The 16,261-nt window shown below is 35.6% G+C and carries 13 protein-coding genes and 2 pseudogenes; 6 read left to right on the top strand and 9 right to left on the bottom strand.

Translation table 11 applies throughout. The features are described 5' to 3' along the window. Nucleotides 1–39: 39 nt before the first annotated feature. The 4 genes from OOK97_RS03625 to OOK97_RS03610 form a co-directional block, all read right to left on the bottom strand. On the bottom strand, nucleotides 40–1,203 hold the full coding sequence (locus OOK97_RS03625) for an ankyrin repeat domain-containing protein (RefSeq protein ID WP_264704901.1): 1,164 nt from the start codon (nucleotides 1,201–1,203) through the stop codon (nucleotides 40–42). An 88-nt stretch (nucleotides 1,204–1,291) separates the two neighbouring features. Beyond that, the gene (gene trxB / locus OOK97_RS03620; RefSeq protein WP_264704900.1) at nucleotides 1,292–2,221 is read right to left on the bottom strand and encodes a thioredoxin-disulfide reductase; all 930 of its coding nucleotides are present in this window, start codon (nucleotides 2,219–2,221) and stop codon (nucleotides 1,292–1,294) included. After that, on the bottom strand, nucleotides 2,208–2,807 hold the full coding sequence (locus OOK97_RS03615; protein ID WP_012673206.1) for a peroxiredoxin: 600 nt from the start codon (nucleotides 2,805–2,807) through the stop codon (nucleotides 2,208–2,210). The genes trxB and OOK97_RS03615 overlap by 14 nt, the downstream gene beginning before the upstream one ends. A 135-nt stretch (nucleotides 2,808–2,942) precedes the next feature. Further along, the gene (locus OOK97_RS03610; protein WP_076612417.1) at nucleotides 2,943–4,355 is read right to left on the bottom strand and encodes an IS4-like element ISWosp2 family transposase; all 1,413 of its coding nucleotides are present in this window, start codon (nucleotides 4,353–4,355) and stop codon (nucleotides 2,943–2,945) included. Nucleotides 4,356–4,420: 65 nt separating this feature from the next. Here OOK97_RS03610 and OOK97_RS03605 point away from each other — a divergent pair, with 65 nt between their 5' ends. From OOK97_RS03605 to OOK97_RS03590, 4 genes are all read left to right on the top strand, one after another. Then, nucleotides 4,421–4,552 (top strand): hypothetical protein, encoded by a 132-nt coding sequence (locus tag OOK97_RS03605; protein ID WP_264704899.1) that lies wholly within the window; start codon nucleotides 4,421–4,423, stop codon nucleotides 4,550–4,552. 64 nt (nucleotides 4,553–4,616) lie between these two features. Then, the gene (locus OOK97_RS03600) at nucleotides 4,617–5,573 is read left to right on the top strand and encodes an IS5 family transposase (protein ID WP_253303449.1); all 957 of its coding nucleotides are present in this window, start codon (nucleotides 4,617–4,619) and stop codon (nucleotides 5,571–5,573) included. A gap of 33 nt (nucleotides 5,574–5,606) precedes the next feature. Next, nucleotides 5,607–5,771 carry a hypothetical protein gene (locus OOK97_RS03595; protein ID WP_174516150.1) on the top strand — a complete coding sequence of 55 codons (165 nt, stop codon included), beginning with the start codon at nucleotides 5,607–5,609 and terminating at the stop codon, nucleotides 5,769–5,771. Between the two features lie 25 nt (nucleotides 5,772–5,796). Then, nucleotides 5,797–7,200: a collagen-like triple helix repeat-containing protein gene (locus OOK97_RS03590; protein WP_264704898.1), complete on the top strand. Its 1,404-nt coding sequence runs from the start codon at nucleotides 5,797–5,799 to the stop codon at nucleotides 7,198–7,200. 775 nt (nucleotides 7,201–7,975) lie between these two features. Here the strand turns inward: OOK97_RS03590 and glyA are convergent. The 4 genes from glyA to OOK97_RS03570 form a co-directional block, all read right to left on the bottom strand. Then, complete coding sequence (gene glyA / locus OOK97_RS03585; RefSeq protein ID WP_264704897.1) at nucleotides 7,976–9,253, bottom strand: serine hydroxymethyltransferase; 1,278 nt, start codon at nucleotides 9,251–9,253, stop codon at nucleotides 7,976–7,978. 40 nt (nucleotides 9,254–9,293) lie between these two features. Continuing rightward, nucleotides 9,294–10,514 (bottom strand): MFS transporter, encoded by a 1,221-nt coding sequence (locus tag OOK97_RS03580; protein ID WP_253303566.1) that lies wholly within the window; start codon nucleotides 10,512–10,514, stop codon nucleotides 9,294–9,296. Nucleotides 10,515–10,649: 135 nt separating this feature from the next. Continuing rightward, nucleotides 10,650–11,879: an MFS transporter gene (locus OOK97_RS03575; RefSeq protein WP_010962993.1), complete on the bottom strand. Its 1,230-nt coding sequence runs from the start codon at nucleotides 11,877–11,879 to the stop codon at nucleotides 10,650–10,652. Nucleotides 11,880–11,954: 75 nt separating this feature from the next. Then, on the bottom strand, nucleotides 11,955–13,169 hold the full coding sequence (locus OOK97_RS03570; RefSeq protein ID WP_174515889.1) for an MFS transporter: 1,215 nt from the start codon (nucleotides 13,167–13,169) through the stop codon (nucleotides 11,955–11,957). A 310-nt stretch (nucleotides 13,170–13,479) separates the two neighbouring features. Between OOK97_RS03570 and OOK97_RS03565 the strand changes: the two are divergent. Then, nucleotides 13,480–14,400, top strand: a pseudogene (locus tag OOK97_RS03565) (IS110 family RNA-guided transposase); the annotation flags it as partial. Between the two features lie 230 nt (nucleotides 14,401–14,630). On the opposite strand, the gene OOK97_RS03560 reads toward OOK97_RS03565, so the two are convergent. After that, complete coding sequence (locus tag OOK97_RS03560) at nucleotides 14,631–15,575, bottom strand: IS110 family RNA-guided transposase (RefSeq protein ID WP_264336326.1); 945 nt, start codon at nucleotides 15,573–15,575, stop codon at nucleotides 14,631–14,633. Between the two features lie 197 nt (nucleotides 15,576–15,772). On the opposite strand from OOK97_RS03560, the pseudogene OOK97_RS03555 reads away from it, so the two are divergent. Further along, nucleotides 15,773–16,225, top strand: a pseudogene (locus OOK97_RS03555) (transposase); the annotation flags it as partial. Nucleotides 16,226–16,261 lie beyond the last annotated feature (36 nt).

Genomic DNA, 16,261 nt, shown 5'->3' with positions numbered 1-16,261 from the left:
GTTGTAATGTATTTGCAGGAAATTTTTCATTTAGATAATTTACAATAGACTCGATTGGATTATTAACATTTCTCCATGAGCAATAATAATTGCATAATTCATGAAGTCATTATCTTCTACTAATTTTTTCACATCATCTAAATCCTTGCTATTAATAGCATCAATCAATCGCTCTTTAATAGCTTGTTCGATTATTTGCTTTAATTGTTTCTCTTCAATAATTTTCCTTAATTGTTCCCGTTCCATCATCGCAGGTGTTGACTTTATTTGATTAAGATCAAGCTCTTTATGTTTTAAAAGCTTTATCAATATTTCTTTTCCATTTTCTGTTATTTTTCTTGGGCATAATATGATAATTGAGCTTAAGGGGGTTGTTATTTCTCCATGTCTCATTCTTCTCCAGCAATTAGGGTTAAGCTCTTCATTCAATAGCATGTTCGCTTGGTAAAATTCTCTACTAGCAAGAGCACCTAACAACTCGTTTGCTTTTTGTGCTTTTTCAAACTCTAATTTTATTGTGTCCTCAAACCCCCTTGCAATACAATCTTTAGGGCTTTTACCTTTATAATTTCTAATATCAGTTTTCACATCTGGGTGCGTGAGCAATATTTTTACCATATCTTTAGCTCCAACCAAGCAAGCAATATGTAAGGCAGTATTTTTTTGTATCTTGGATGTTCTTATCTTCTCCTTTACACCGTCATAGTAGGAATTGAAATATCTACGTTCACCTGAATCATCCACGTTATCTACAGATCGACCATCATTACAATATATATAATAACCTGGTTGCACTTCTGCAACTTCTTGACCGTAAAATAAATATACTAGACGCCCATGTCGATCTCTCTTTTGCCTTTCCTCATAAACATATTCCCTACTTTGAGCGTTAATATCGATACTGCTATTTTGTATAAGCAATTTAGCCATTTTTTCTAACGTGGGCTGTCCATCACCGCTGGTAGCACAGGCATTAACAATAGACATCAAAGGTGTCATGCCTTCTTCATCAAACGCATTAACATCCGCACCTTCTTTTAGAGCTTGCTTAAAACCTTCTAGATATCCATTATCAATAGTATTAAATAAGTATTTTGTTGATTCACTTAGCTGTCTTGAAGTTGTCGGATTTCGAGCTTGCGGTGCCGTGTTATCACCACCTCCATAAGCTCCATAATATGTTACACCGTTTCTATAAGGCATACTAAACCCTCTTTATTAATGATTTACTAATATAATTATGTAAAAAAAAGGAAAATTGCAAGCAATTTATCTAAAATCCTAGAATTAACTACGACTCCAAAAACTTTTCTGCATCAAGCGCAGCCATGCATCCTGTTCCTGCTGCAACTACTGCTTGACGATATACCTTATCTTGAACATCACCTGCAGCAAATACTCCTGCTTTACTAGTTAAAGTTGTTCCAGGTTTTGTAATTATATAACCCTGCTGATCCATTTCAACAAAGCCTTTAAAAATACCTGTATTTGGTGCATGCCCAATTGCAATAAACACTCCATCGACTTTTAATTCTGTTGATTTAACTATAATACCAGTAACTTTCTTCGGATTTTCTTCTCCAAGAATCTGCTCTACGGTATGGTTCCACATTACTTTTATTTTATCATTTTTAAAGAGTCTATCTTGCATTACTTTTTCCGCTCTTAATTTATCACGCCTGTGTATTAATAGCACTTCTTTGGCAAATCGAGTTAAAAATATCGCCTCTTCAACAGCGGTATTTCCACCACCAATCACAGCTACAACTTTATTCCTAAAAAATGCGCCATCGCAAGTTGCACAAGCTGAAACTCCATAACCTTGAAATTCCTTTTCACTCTCCAAACCAAGCCATTTTGCTTGCGCACCGGATGCAATTATAATTGCATCCGAGTAGTAGTCATTGATATTACCAGAAGATCTAAATCTATACTTATTAGAATCCTCAAGTTGTTCAACGCCTTTTATCTCATCATCTATTATCTTTGCTCCAACCTTTTCTGCATGCAACCTCATTTGCTCCATTAGTTCTGGACCCTGTATTGAAACAAAACCAGGATAGTTTTCAACATCTGTAGTAATTGTAAGCTGACCACCAAGCTGCATTCCCGTTACTACAACTGGCTCTAAGTTTGCACGTGCTGCATATATAGCAGCAGCATAACCCGCTGCCCCGGATCCAATAATAAGAACTTTTGTACTAAATCTATAATTCTTCACTGTATGAGTTTAGATAATCAGCTACTCCTTCATCGCTTGCCTGCATTGCTGGCTTACCTTTCTTCCACCCTGCTGGACATACTTCACCATGCTCCTCATTATGTTTAATTGCATCAACGATTCTAACGAATTCATCGATATTACGCCCTAAAGGCAAATCATTTATCGATTGATGACGTACAATAAATTTATCATCAATAACGAAAGTTGCTCTCAGCGCAATTGAGTCATCATATAAGACCCCATAGTCTCTTGATATAGACTTTTTGATATCAGACACTAAAGTGTAGCTAATCTCTCCAATACCACCATCATTAACTGGAGTGTTTCGCCATTTATAATGTGAAAATTTTGAATCTACACTTATTCCTATCACTTCAACACCACGCTTTGCAAACTCATTTATTCTATTATTGAGCGATATCAATTCAGTTGGGCAAACAAAAGTAAAATCAAGTGGATAGAAAAAAAGGACAGCATACTTATTTTTTATGCGCTTACTCAGACAGAAATCATCAACAATTTCTCCGTCAGAGAGAACAGATGAAGCAGTAAAATCGATAGCAGATTTTGTTACAAGATTCATAATTAACCTATTCTTTTAAAATAACTTCAATTTTACATCTTGATAAACTTATATGCAAGTTTTCTTTGGTTTTAGTCCTATAAAAACTTCCTAAAATAGCTCTTCTTTTTTACCGATAAGATACAATCCTTACTATTACCCACAAATATAAAGTTCGTGAGCAAGTCGCCATCCTTCTGCTAGATCAAAGAGACGTCTCCATCCTTTCCAAATAGTAATGGGGCCTGGTTCTAGATCATTTTTTCTAGCCAAATGTCCTCCAAGTTGAGCAATCCATGAAACAGCTTCTTTTATAGTAGGAGTTGCATTTGAACATGGTTTTCTATGTATTTTTACATATAGAACTTTCCATTCTTCTTCGGCTAATAAGGTAGTACACGGTAATGTTGGATCAATTCTTGCAATTGTTGTAATAAAGAAAATTCTCCAAGCAATAATACTCATTACTGTTAAATATCGCATCAACCTTTCTGCTGTTCCAAGCCTACATTCTTCAACTTTGAGACCAGATTTTAAAATTTTATGTAATATTTCTATTTTCCATCTAAGACAATACCACCTAACTTTTTCAACAGCTTCATCAAAGGTATTGACTGGAAGATTTGTTAAAAGCATCCACTCTAGCGGACTTGTTTCAGAAGGAAAGTCTTTTTCAACAACGTAAACTGCATAGTGTGGTAATTTAAGTAATTCTTCTGTCTTATGCCTAATACTATTCTTAGATGGATGCATAATAAACTTTCCGAATCTAACTTCCAAATGTGCTGTTCTTTTTGGCTTATTATCTTTTGCAGGAACTTCAACTTTTACCGTACCTGCACAATGAGAGGATTTAATAAATTCCCATAACTTCTGCTCACCTTTTTCAGGATATCGAGATTTTCTATTTACTGCCCTATCTTTGGAAGCTCTAACTAACACTGCCGAATTAAGATTATGTGCAAGCTCAAAAAACTCATATATATCTGCTTCTCTATCGCATATAGTTATAGTCTCAGTTTGAGTTGAATCAATAATGTTGTTTGTGTTGCTTAAAGTTTCTAACCATTTTATACTCTCTTTATCTTCAATGCGGATACTGTCATTGTTCTTTTTTTTTATGTTTTCAGATTCTTCAGGTCTTGAATAAATTTTTTGATCTAGTATCCCTAGTACCAAACCTTCTATACTAACAGCTAGAGCTGTATGCATTATAATACCTTGACTATGTTTTCTTGTAATAACTCCCAATCCACTTGTTTTTTCATGGTCTGTGTATGAAATATAACTTGTATCTTGGATCACAAAAATTTTTTTATGGGCTTTTGTTCTTTCAACTGTTTTAGCAACGTGTGAAGCTAGAATATCGCCTTCTTTCACGTTCTCATTTTGAAAAAAACGATATGCTGCTTTTGCTTCTGACCAACTTCCACACGCCTGATTGATTGAGCTTTCAGGTAAACTTGTAAAACTATCAGCAATATTTACTAATCGGTCAGTTAACCTTTTATCTCCAAGTACAGCATCTCCAAATTCATTTTCAGCCCATTCATTATTCCTGTTTGCCATTTTTTACCCTCAATGTTTGCAAACTTTAATGTTGTAATACTTTATTTTTATGTCCATTTATATTTGTGGGTAATAGTAAGAAGCACTGCCGTCTTGGATGGAAACCAGCGTCACGCCCTGGAATGACAGATGCGAGTAGCCCCTTCGGTGTCATCCCAGTGCTTGACACTGGGATGGCTTTGTTGCATAGCAACTGAAAAAATCTGGTGGCTACTGACAAAATTCATTATAAAATAGCCATTTAACCTTGAAAGAAAAAATATGCCACAAAAAATGAGGGTCAGTAACCATAGCGAATATAACAAATTTCTAGAAAAAAGAGGAAATATTTTTCATTATATCAACGAAGCCATAGAAAAGTGGTACGAGAATGGTCCAAAAATACCAGGTGGCAACAATATTTATAGCGATAAAGTTGTAATTTTGGTGCACATAATAACTTGTTTATTTAGAATAGGCCTGAGGCAAACAGTTGGGTTTATAGCAGGATACCTTGAGCAAATTGGGAAAAATTTGCAAGTTATCAGCTATTCACAATCATCAAGAAGGTTTAAGAAACTCAATATTAAGATCAATGATTGCAGAATTGATAAAAATAATATGGAAGATATCGAAATTACTATAGACAGTACAGGAATTAGTATATACAACAACACTCCTGGTCATAGCAAAGAAAATAGCGAAGATAGAAAGTATCGCAGCTATGAACAGACAAGAAAATTGCATGTAATGTTGAATACAAACAGCAAAAAAGCCATAGCTGTAAAATACAGTAACGGTGTCTACTCTGATCACTATGGAGCTTGTGATTTGCTAAAAGAAGTCGATTTTCAGTATGTCATAAAAGTACTATATGCAGATAGGGCATATGACAGAGAAAAGCTCTATAAGCTGTGTAATCAATATGGTATAAAAACGAAAATTCCTCCGAAAAACAACGCAGCAGAGCATCCAAAATTGGATTATATGCTTGATAGAAATGCCGCTATTCAGTTAATGAAATTACATGGTGAGAATGGTATAAAAAGATGGAAAGAAGAAGTAAATTACGGAAAAAGATCGTATATTGAAGGATTTTTCTCAAGGTTGAAGCGAATATTTGGGTTTAGTTTTAGGAGCAAATCTGAGATTAATCGTGAGAAGGAACTGCTACTCAAGTGTTATTTGCTTAACAAATTTACTGAAATAGGCATGGCTAAGTTTGAGATAGCTTCATGAATTTATTGTACGTTACCTACTATCCGAAGAGCGATGCAACAAAGCCCACTGGGATCCAGAAAAATTGATTGTGCACTATACAACATTTTCGATCAAACCAGTGTCAGCTACTTGCATGACATCATCTGCTACACACTTGGATTACAAGAGGAGAATTCTGAAACAACAAGTTTCAGGGAAGTCTTATGCAAAATCTAGCATTTACGGAAATTATATTATTTTTATGCACTCTATGGTTTTTATAATCAATGGAGAGTGTGATATGACGTTAGATGAACCTTTAGAAAAATCACTCATAAACAATAATGATTTTGTAAATGCTCTATTAGCAAAGCTCAAAGCAGGGGCTGATGATAATGGTGTTTATACTAAAAAAGGTGTGGATGATGAGTTGAAAAAGAAAGCTGACACAGCCGCTCTAACTAACAAAGCTGACAAGAATTACGTCGATACTGAGCTAAGAAAGAAAGCTAATTCAGCTAATTTAGCAGCTAAAGCTAATACTGCAGATGTTTACACTAAAAAAAATGTAGATGATGAGTTGGCAAAAAAAGCTGACACAGCCGCTCTAGCTAACAAAGCTGACAAGAATTACGTCAATACTGAGCTAGAAAAGAAAGCTGGTGCAGCTGATCTAGCCAACAAAGCTAATACTGCAGATGTTTACACTAAAAAAAATGTAGATGATGAGTTGGCAAAAAAAGCTGACACAGCCGCTCTAGCTGACAAAACTGACAAGAATTACGTCGATACTGAGCTAGGAAAGAAAGCTAATTCAGCTGATTTAGCAGCTAAAGCTAATACTGCAGATGTTTACAATAAAAAAAATGTAGATGATGAGTTGGCAAAAAAAGCTGACACAGCCGCTCTAGCTGACAAAACTGACAAGAATTACGTCGATACTGAGCTAGGAAAGAAAGCTAATTCAGCTGATTTAGCAGCTAAAGCTAACACTGCAGACGTTTACACTAAAAAAAATGTAGATGATGAGTTGGCAAAAAAAGCTGACACAGCCGCTCTAGCTAACAAAGCTGACAAGAATTACGTCGATACTGAGCTAGGAAAGAAAGCTAATACTGCAGATGTTTACACTAAAACTGCTGCTGATACTGCTTTTGCTAAAATCAATGCTTCCAACCTTACAGAGGCAGTAAACAAAAAAGCTTTCGCGAAAGCTATACTTCCTGCAAAAGACGGCGACAAATCAATTCTAGTGGATAAATTAGGAGAATTCCTTGATAACTCTACTGACAATAAGTATGGTGCCAAAAGTGATCAAACAGCAAAGGTGTTCTTAGGAGGTAAAGGGCTAAAGGGAGATCAAGGAAACACCGGGCCAAAAGGAGAGAAAGGGGATACTGGTCTTAAAGGAGCAGATGGAGCTCAAGGCCCAAAAGGAGATAAAGGAGACACCGGGCTAAAAGGAGAGAAAGGGGATACTGGTCCTAAAGGAGAAGATGGTAAAAATGGAACAAGTCCATCAGCTGCTGAGAAAGCCTTACAAGAGCATGTAACAAAGATAAGCATAGAAAGTCCAGAATTTAAAAGAGCTGTGCAAGAGGAAATGTCACAACCGTATTTTGAGCCTCCAACAAGTGATGATGCTGCACTTAATTGGACTTGGTAATACAGCTTAGATCCAAGTAGTCACGCTACTTGGATGACGTCATACGGTCCTCAGATGACGGAAAAAGGACTCGGATAACACCCTACAATGTCATTCCAGCGCGTGACGCTGGAATCCAGCCTTTTCATAATCATTAAAATGTTGTATTTTAACATAAAACGGCTACTTTTATGCTTACCAACTTAATAAAATTCCTGGATCCCAGTGTCTGGGCACTGGGATGACAAAGGAGAGCAGTGTCAAGCACTGGGATGACACCCTACTAGCAGAAGTTACTCTCAAATGTTTGTTCATGTTAGCTACAAACATTAAGAAATTTACCAAACGAAAAAAAGGCAAAAGAAGCCCTAGTCATTGTCTATTTTCAGTATTGGCGTTTTTTAAGTCTTAAACACTGCAATTTAGCTGCTTTTAAATGCAACTCATCTTAGTTTAAATGTTTAAGAAATTTACTAAGCAGAAAAAAAGGCAAAAGAAATCCCGTATTAGCTAGTTGTCACTCTCTAATCCTGCAAATTGGCGTGCTATACTGTCTTAAACGCTTTATAAGCGCGTTTCAGCTTATATAGGTAAAAACCCAGAAATGTTGTGAAGACGTAGGGTGCGCATAGTGCAAAAAATTAAAAATAAGACGCCAATTACGTAATACTGTTGTCGTTTAATCTGCACAGATTGAAGATAAATGAATACCTTCAGTTTCATGATAAGAGGGCTGGCGAAGGGTGTCAAGTAAGTTTTTTCGTTTCTACCAGCTACTTGGATGACACCACATAAATTAATAAATAGGAAAATTACTACAAATCCTTTCAACTTTAGCTTTTACTGCTTTTTCGACACTTGAGCTATTTCCGCTGATTAATCCTTGAATTACTTCATTTATTAGACCAGCTATCTCTTTAAAATTTTCTGCCTCAAGTCCGCGTGTTGTCTCAGCAGCGGTGCCAAAACGGAGCCCTGAAGTGATGGTCGGCTTTGCTGTATCAAATGGTACAGAGTTTTTATTACAGGTAATACCGGCTCTCTCAAGGCTATCTACAACGTCTTTTCCAGTTAATTTCTGCGATCTTAAGTCAACTAGCACTATATGAGAGTCAGTGCCACCGGTTATAATGTCAAGTCCATGCTTTTGCAATTCTTGAGCCAGCACTTTCGCATTTTCCACGACTTTCTTGCTATAAGTCTTAAACTCTGGTGCTAATGCTTCTTTAAATGCAACAGCTTTTGCAGCTATCACATGCATAAGTGGCCCGCCCTGCAATCCTGGAAAAACTGCGGATTGAATTTTTTTGTGTAATGCTTCATCATTGGTCATCACTATTCCACCACGAGGACCACGCAAAGTTTTGTGAGTCGTGGAAGTCATAACATGTGCATATTCAGCAGGGGATGGATATTCGCCCGCTGCAATAAGCCCTGCATAGTGAGCAATGTCTGCAAGCAAATAAGCACCAACTTTATCTGCAATCTCGCGAAAGCGTTTGAAGTCCATTTTTCTTGGATAAGCAGAAGCACCAGCTATGATCAATTTCGGTTTATGCTCCAGCGCCAGCTTTTCTATCTCATCCATATTGAGCAGATAAGTGTCTTTATTTACTGTATATTGAATCGACTTAAACCATTTACCAGAAAGGCTTGGCGCCGCACCATGAGTTAGGTGCCCACCGCAACTCAGTGACAATCCAAGTATTGTATCACCTGGAGTAAGCAGTGAAGCAAACACGGCTTGATTTGCCTGAGAACCAGAGTGAGGCTGAACATTTGCAAATTTTACACCAAACAACTTACAAAGTCTTTCTATAGCCAGACTTTCAACTTTGTCCACATGCTCACAACCACAGTAATATCTTCTGCCTGGATAACCTTCTGCGTATTTATTAGTCAGAAAAGAGCCTTGTGCCTCCATTACCGCTTTGCTTGCAAAATTTTCTGATGCAATTAATTGCAATTGTGATTTTTGGCGTTGTAATTCTTTTTCTATAAACTGATAAACCTCGTTATCAAAAGACTTTAAACTATTTTTAGAGCCACAGATTTTCTTTAAAACACTCATCATAGATCAAACCTCGCTTTAATTTTAAGATGCACAAGCAATTTTAAGACTGCTTGTCCTGCTTTTTTAACCATAAGAGCCCAAAAACAGCTATTAGCAAACATACAGGAATAATAGATGTTGCTTTTATCAGCAATTCAGCACTATAAATAGGACTTCCATGTATAATCGCTTTATCCCAATAAGAACCTATTACCTTCGCAATTCCAGTGTGAAAGAGGTAGCCAAAAACCATAACTATCATATTTGATACAGCTGTAGTTAATCCTATTAAGTTATTATTTACATAACTTAATGCTTTGTACAGTGTTACTATTTGATATCCAGAAGCGAAACCTATAACAAGAAGTGCAGGCAATACAATATACAATCCGCCAGCCCGTGTAAAAAGTAAAAGGAAACTAGCAATCATTGCAAAGGAACAGACAATAATAACTTCATAATGTCTATTTGGGTATTTTTCTAATATGTGAGCAAAAGAGAGCAATCCAGCTGCAAATCCTACATATATAACAGAAGAAATTGAAGACGCTAGATCACCGGCCATTTGATATACCTCACATAAAAAAGCTTTTGTCCAAGCATCAGCAAAACCTTCTAGTGGACCTACCATTAAGCCACCAAAAAAACTAATTAGAATGATATATTTATTGAAAAGCACAGTTTTTAGATCCTTCATGCTAATTTTTTCTTTTCGAAAGTCGTAAGCATTGTAAGGAATAACTAAAAATAAAGATAAAGCGAGTAAGAAACCAAACCCTGAAAGAATATAAATTACGTAATTCCAACCAAACTCATCAAGCAAAAGTTCTATTGGTAGACCACCATATATTGCCCCTAATAGCCCTATAATAACAGATATGCTTGCCATTTTTGCTGATTTTTCTCGCGAAAAATACATACTGGCAACTTTAAATACTCCTATTGCTGACGCAGACGAGCCAATCCCAACAATTATTCTACCTAATACTGAATAATACCACTCATCAAAGCACACAAGAGGTAATGTTCCAATAGATACCAAGACAGCACAAATAGGTAAAACAATTTTTGGACCGAATCTATCAAAACAAAGACCAACAGGGATATGAACTAGTGTAAATCCCACATAGTAGAGACCATTAAATTGCCCTAAATCTGCAATGCTTATATTAAATTTTGTTATTAATACAGGCGCAATTATGTTTGGCATGACACGTAACACATACTGGTACGCATAGAAAAGAGATACTATCAACCATACAAAAAAATTACTTTTCGACATACCTACCACCTAATAAAACCCAATTACAATTAAAACAAAAATATCAAAGTAAAATAAAGTATTATATTTCATAATAACAAGAACCTTAAATTAGTACATCTAACGATTTTATCATACGAGCCTTCGATAAATTATCTACTTATTACAATCAACTTCTCTAAAATCTTTATTTTTTAACCATAAGAGCCCAAAAACAGCCACCAGCAAACATACAGGAATAACTGATGTTGCTTTTATCAGCAATTCAGCACCATACACAGGATTTCCTTGTATTATTGTTCTATCCCAACACAAATCTACTATTTTTGCGATCCCAGTGTGAAAAAAATAGCCAAAAACCATAACTATCATGTTTGACACAGCTGTAGCCAGGCCTACTAAGTTATTATTTACATAACTTATCGCTTTGTAAATGGTAACCACCTGATATCCAGATGTGAAGCCAATAATAAAAAGCGTAGGTAATACAACATACAAGCCACCAATCTGAGTAAAAAGCAAAAGAAAACTAGCGATCATTGCAAATGAGCATGCAATTATTACTTCATAATGCTTATTTTTATATTTTTCCAATAAATAAGCCAAAGAGAATGATCCTGTTAACATTCCTATCAATATTACGGAAGAGAGAGAAGATGCCAAGTCTTCATTCATTTTATATACTTCAAAAAAGAATGCTTTCACCCAACCATCGGCAAAACCTTGCATTGGACCGACCATGAGTCCACCAAAAAAGCTAATTAGAATAATATGCTTGTTGAAAAGTATGTTTTTTAAGTCTCTAATGCTAACTTTTTCCTGTTGAGCATTGCTTTCAGGCGTTACTAAGAACAGCAACAGAGCAAGTAAACACCCAAATGCTGAGAATGTATAGATAACATAATTCCAGCCAAATTTATCGAGTAAGAAGTCTAAAGGTAACCCGCCACATATCCCTCCCAAAATTCCTATAATTATAGATAAGCTGGCCATTCTTGCTGATTTTTCTTGCGCAAAATACATGCTTGCAACTTTAAAGATTCCAATTGCCGAAGCGGATGACCCAATTCCCACAATTATTCTTCCAATTATTGAATAACTCCACTCATCAAAGCATATAAGCGGTAGTGTTCCGGTAAATGTCAAAACGGTACAAGCAGGTAAAACAAACTTTGGTCCAAATCTATCAAGGAAAAGACCAATAGGTATATGAGCTAGCGTATAGCCTACATAGTATAACCCACCAAACTGGCCAACATCTGCAATACTTATGTTAAATTTTGTTATTAATTCAGGCGCAATTATGTTTGGAATTACGCGTAATATATATTGGTATGCATAAAACAGTGACGTCAACAACCAGATTAAAAAATTCCTCTGCAACATGAATCTCAGCTAAAATTTAGGATTATAGATACTTTAGTCATAAAAAACAATACTATATTAATCATCTAAATCTGCTTAGCTCTTTTTACAGCTTATAACTTTAAGTAACCAAAAGCCTATCATTCCTATTAGTAGGCATATAGGTATTATTAACATAGACTTAACCATTACATCAGTTCCATAAAATGGCTTTCCATCGATAATTTCACCGTTCCAATAAAAATTCATTATATTTGCAATAATGACGTGAAAAAAATAACCAAAACTCATAACTATGGAATTACCTACAGATCCTGCACTTGCTACTGCTTCGTTTTTTACACAACTTACAACTTTAGCAGTAAAAACAATTTGGTATGCAGAAGCAAGACCAATAATGAATAGTAATATACATGCCAGGAGTTCACTAATATTGCATATAAAAAGTAATAAGAACACAATTATCATGGCCATAGCACAAGAAATTATTATTTCATAGTGCTTGGTTGGATTTTTTGCTAATATGTAAGGAAGTAATAAATGCCCAAAGCCAAAGCCTATTAGTATCCATTTTGAAATGCTATATGCAATGTGTCTATCTATAGCGTACATCTCATGCAAGAATGTTGCGGACCACGCATCTGCAAAGCCTTCTAATGGTCCAACCATAAAACCGCCAAACAAACCTATCAATAAAATATCTTTATTAAATATAACTTTGCTTAAATTTTTAATATTTAATTCTTCGTCTGAGGTGCCAACTTTAGGTATAGATATAAAGGTAGTTAAAGCAAGCAATAATCCAAGCATTATACACACAGTAAATAAATAATCCCACCCAAACTTATCAAGTAAGACATGTAATGGTTTGGTGGCAAATACACCACCTGAAATGCCAATAATAACCGATATGCTGAACATCATGGCAAATTTTTCTCTATGGTAATAGATTCTTATTATTTTAAAGAGTCCAAGTACTGAAGCAGAGGATCCAATACCAGTAATTATTCTTCCAATAATAGAATAACTCCAATCATTAGAACTGACTAAAGGTAAAGCACCTAAAGATGTTAATGCAATACAAATCGGTATAACAACTTTAGAACCAAATCTATCTAAAAGAATACCTACAGGAATATGTGCTAACACATAACCTACATAATACAGTCCACAAAATTGTCCTATTTCTGTTGTTCCTATATTAAACCTTACTACCAATTCAGGAATTATAATATTTGGAATTACGCGTAATATATATTGGTATGCATAAAACAGTGACGCCAACAACCAGATTAAAAAATTCCTCTGCAATACTTTACCCCAAAGCTAGCATTATAGATACTCTGTTTATAGCACCGAACAGAAAAATCTGTCAAACCAGGAAGAAACTCTCCAATTTAAGTTTTAGTAGTTTTTAAGTACAATTGTACAGGAGGTGCTTTTGCAGTTATAACCGAATGTTTCACTGGTGCCATAAGTGCCCGTTTTATAGCATGGTTTTGGGAGGAACGTTCGAACCATTGATGGAGCCATATTTTATGACTACCTCGTTTAGGAGATTGTATAATCTTAACCATTCCCAAGCTGAAGCGCTTCGTTATTATAAATTATAGGAGCTACCATGAAAAAAGCAAAAAGTAAATTAGAGATAATGAATCCTAACGCAGCAGGAATAGATATCGGTTCATCTGTGCATTATGTATGTATACCTGAAGAAAGAGATGAACAACGTGTACAAAAGTTTAGCTGCTTCACAGAAGATCTTCACAATATAGCAAAGTGGTTAAAGAAGTGTAAAGTTACTACAGTAGCTATGGAGTCAACAGGAGTATATTGGATTCCTTTGTTCCAAGTACTTGAATCGTATGGATTCGAAGTAAAACTGGCAAATGCAAGGCATGTAAAAAATGTACCTGGGAGAAAATCAGACGTCCAGGATTGCCAATGGCTACAACAACTACACAGTTATGGGTTAATCCAAGGATCGTTTAGGCCAGATGATCAAATGTGCATATTGCGTAGTTATGTTCGGCAACGTAAAAATCTTACAGAAAGTGCGACTACACACATTAATAGGATGCAAAAGGCGTTAGTACAAATGAATATTCAGTTACATAAAGTAATAAGCCATATAACAGGTGTCACTGGAATGCAAATTATTAAGGCTATAATCGAAGGTGAAAGAAATCCTAATAAATTAGCTGAATTAAGGGATGTGCGAATAAAGAGTGATAAATCGGCTATTGCCAAAGCACTAACAGGTGACTACAGAGAGGAACATTTATTTGCATTACAGCAGGAATTTGAACTATACAATGTTTATCAGGAAAAAATAGCAGAGTGTGACAAAAATATTGAAAACCACTATAAGACATTTGAAGCAAAATCTGACGAGAGTAGAGAGTTAAGCAAGGAAAGAAGTAAGTATCGAAAAGATAAGCTAAACTTTGCCTTGCGTGAAGAATTGTATCGAGTAACCGGTATAGATTTTACTAAAATTCCTGGATTTGATGTACTAACTGTACAAGCTATTATTTCGGATCAACTATGTTTTTTAAAATTTTTTGAATTTAGTTTCATTACAACTTTTGTTTGTAATTTTGTTTTTTATTCGAGTAAAAAGTGCATTTTTGACAATAAAAACCCTAACTTAATCATAGAAAAATTTTGTATCAAACAACAGTTACTGCTTAGATCTTATGGTTAACGAATATGTGCTTTAAATGTGTGTAGACGCACATATTCGTTAACCTATTTTCTATGCAGATTTTTTTAATTCACATTGACTGCTTCTTTAAGCCTCGCATTGGCAATTACTATGATTTTACGCATTAGAGCTGTCATAGCCACCATCTTCTTTTTACCTTTACCAACAAGCCTTGAATAGAAGGCACCAAGCGCAGACTTAGACCTTGAAGCAGACATCGCAGCTGTAAAAAGCTTTTCACGAACGTTGCTTCTGCCACCACTTATTCTGCGATAACCAATAGTTTTACCACTTTCTTTCGGATGAGGTGCAACTCCAGCAAGACTTGCAATTTCTCCCCTACTTACATAACCAAGTTCTGGCATTAGACACAGAAAATCTTGAGATAATTTTGCACCTATTCCTGGAACTGTTTTAAGGATTTTTTGGCGCTTTTGTAACTCTGGATTCTCATCAATAATTTTTTGTATGGTATTGTTGAGCTCATCTATCTGGCTATTAAAGAATTCAATAGTTTTCTGACAGCTTTCTTTTATATGGTCGTTTTCAGGTGCTGCAAGCCTAGATTTCTCTTGAGCTCTCATTTTTGTAATGTCATCACGACGTTGACAAAGTGCAACTAAGGTTGTTTGTTCTTTTGACATAGGTGCAAATAGAGATAGAGTACTATAGCGTTCAAACCCATACTGAGCAAGGGCTCTTGCATCTGATTGATCAGACTTTGCTAAAGTTCCATGAGATAGAACAAAGCTTTTTACTTTGCGAGTATTAGCTCGATGTACAGCAATATCTTTATCAACAAGAAAATGTGCTAAGCCAAGCTCATATTTTCCAGTGTTTTCCAGAGTTACTAAAGAATTAGGTAAGATATTTGAAAAATCTTGAAACAATTGTTGCCAGCCAGCAGTATCATTGTCGAATTCGACAGCGTTCTTCTGTTTGTGAACTGCAACAACATTTTTAAATTTTCCGATATCAATGCCAATAAAATTTTGATAAGATGTAATCATAATAACCTCGATTAGTTTTAATTAATTTAAGATTGTAAACGGGTGCATACATATGTCCCATGCAACTATTCAAACGTATCGAGAGATGGGCTAGTGTACCTTGATCCGAACGGTTATAATACCAACAGTTGGTCGGTCGCACACGCCCGTGATAACTCTATTCCTATAGTGAGTAGGGTTATCTTCCCTCTTATCTCCTTTATATCATATTTTTAATTTACAAAGTTGGTATTAACTACAGTAAATGGCAATCAGAAAAGCATTTTACTTCATGGTTGGGGCTAAGTCCTGCTAATAAGATTACAGGGGAAAAAGTATTTAGGACAAGAACTCGTGAGGTTATCAATCGTGCTGCGAATGCATTTCGAATGGCTGCTTATGCCGTGGGAAAAAGTAAGAGTGCATTGGGTGCATATTATAGAAGATTAAAAAAGCAACTGGGATCCCCAAAAGCAATTACTGCTACAGCAAGGAAATTAGCGTGTATCTTCTATCAAATGTTGAGATACGGACAAGAGTATGTGGAAAAAGGAATGAACTATTACGAAACACGTTACAAAGAGAGAGTCGTGAAAAATTTGATCAAAAAGGCACGGGTTTTTGGTTATATCTTGGTGCAACAGGAAGAGCTAATTGAGGGAGTTTCTTAGGAGACACAAAAGCTGCAAAGGAATTAAAGATTAAAA

Origin of the sequence: Wolbachia endosymbiont (group A) of Gymnosoma rotundatum (assembly GCF_947250765.1) — a bacterium.
Lineage (GTDB): Bacteria > Pseudomonadota > Alphaproteobacteria > Rickettsiales > Anaplasmataceae > Wolbachia > Wolbachia pipientis.
This window is presented reverse-complemented; position numbering and strand designations above follow the sequence as displayed.

Coding starts and splice junctions, on each gene's coding strand:
- OOK97_RS03625 (WP_264704901.1), bottom strand. CDS start 1,203: ATGCCTTATAGAAACGGTGTAACATATTATGGAGCTTATGGAGGTGGT.
- OOK97_RS03615 (WP_012673206.1), bottom strand. CDS start 2,807: ATGAATCTTGTAACAAAATCTGCTATCGATTTTACTGCTTCATCTGTT.
- OOK97_RS03610 (WP_076612417.1), bottom strand. CDS start 4,355: ATGGCAAACAGGAATAATGAATGGGCTGAAAATGAATTTGGAGATGCT.
- OOK97_RS03600 (WP_253303449.1), top strand. CDS start 4,617: ATGCCACAAAAAATGAGGGTCAGTAACCATAGCGAATATAACAAATTT.
- OOK97_RS03595 (WP_174516150.1), top strand. CDS start 5,607: ATGCAACAAAGCCCACTGGGATCCAGAAAAATTGATTGTGCACTATAC.
- OOK97_RS03590 (WP_264704898.1), top strand. CDS start 5,797: ATGCACTCTATGGTTTTTATAATCAATGGAGAGTGTGATATGACGTTA.
- glyA (WP_264704897.1), bottom strand. CDS start 9,253: ATGATGAGTGTTTTAAAGAAAATCTGTGGCTCTAAAAATAGTTTAAAG.
- OOK97_RS03580 (WP_253303566.1), bottom strand. CDS start 10,514: ATGTCGAAAAGTAATTTTTTTGTATGGTTGATAGTATCTCTTTTCTAT.
- OOK97_RS03575 (WP_010962993.1), bottom strand. CDS start 11,879: ATGTTGCAGAGGAATTTTTTAATCTGGTTGTTGACGTCACTGTTTTAT.
- OOK97_RS03560 (WP_264336326.1), bottom strand. CDS start 15,575: ATGATTACATCTTATCAAAATTTTATTGGCATTGATATCGGAAAATTT.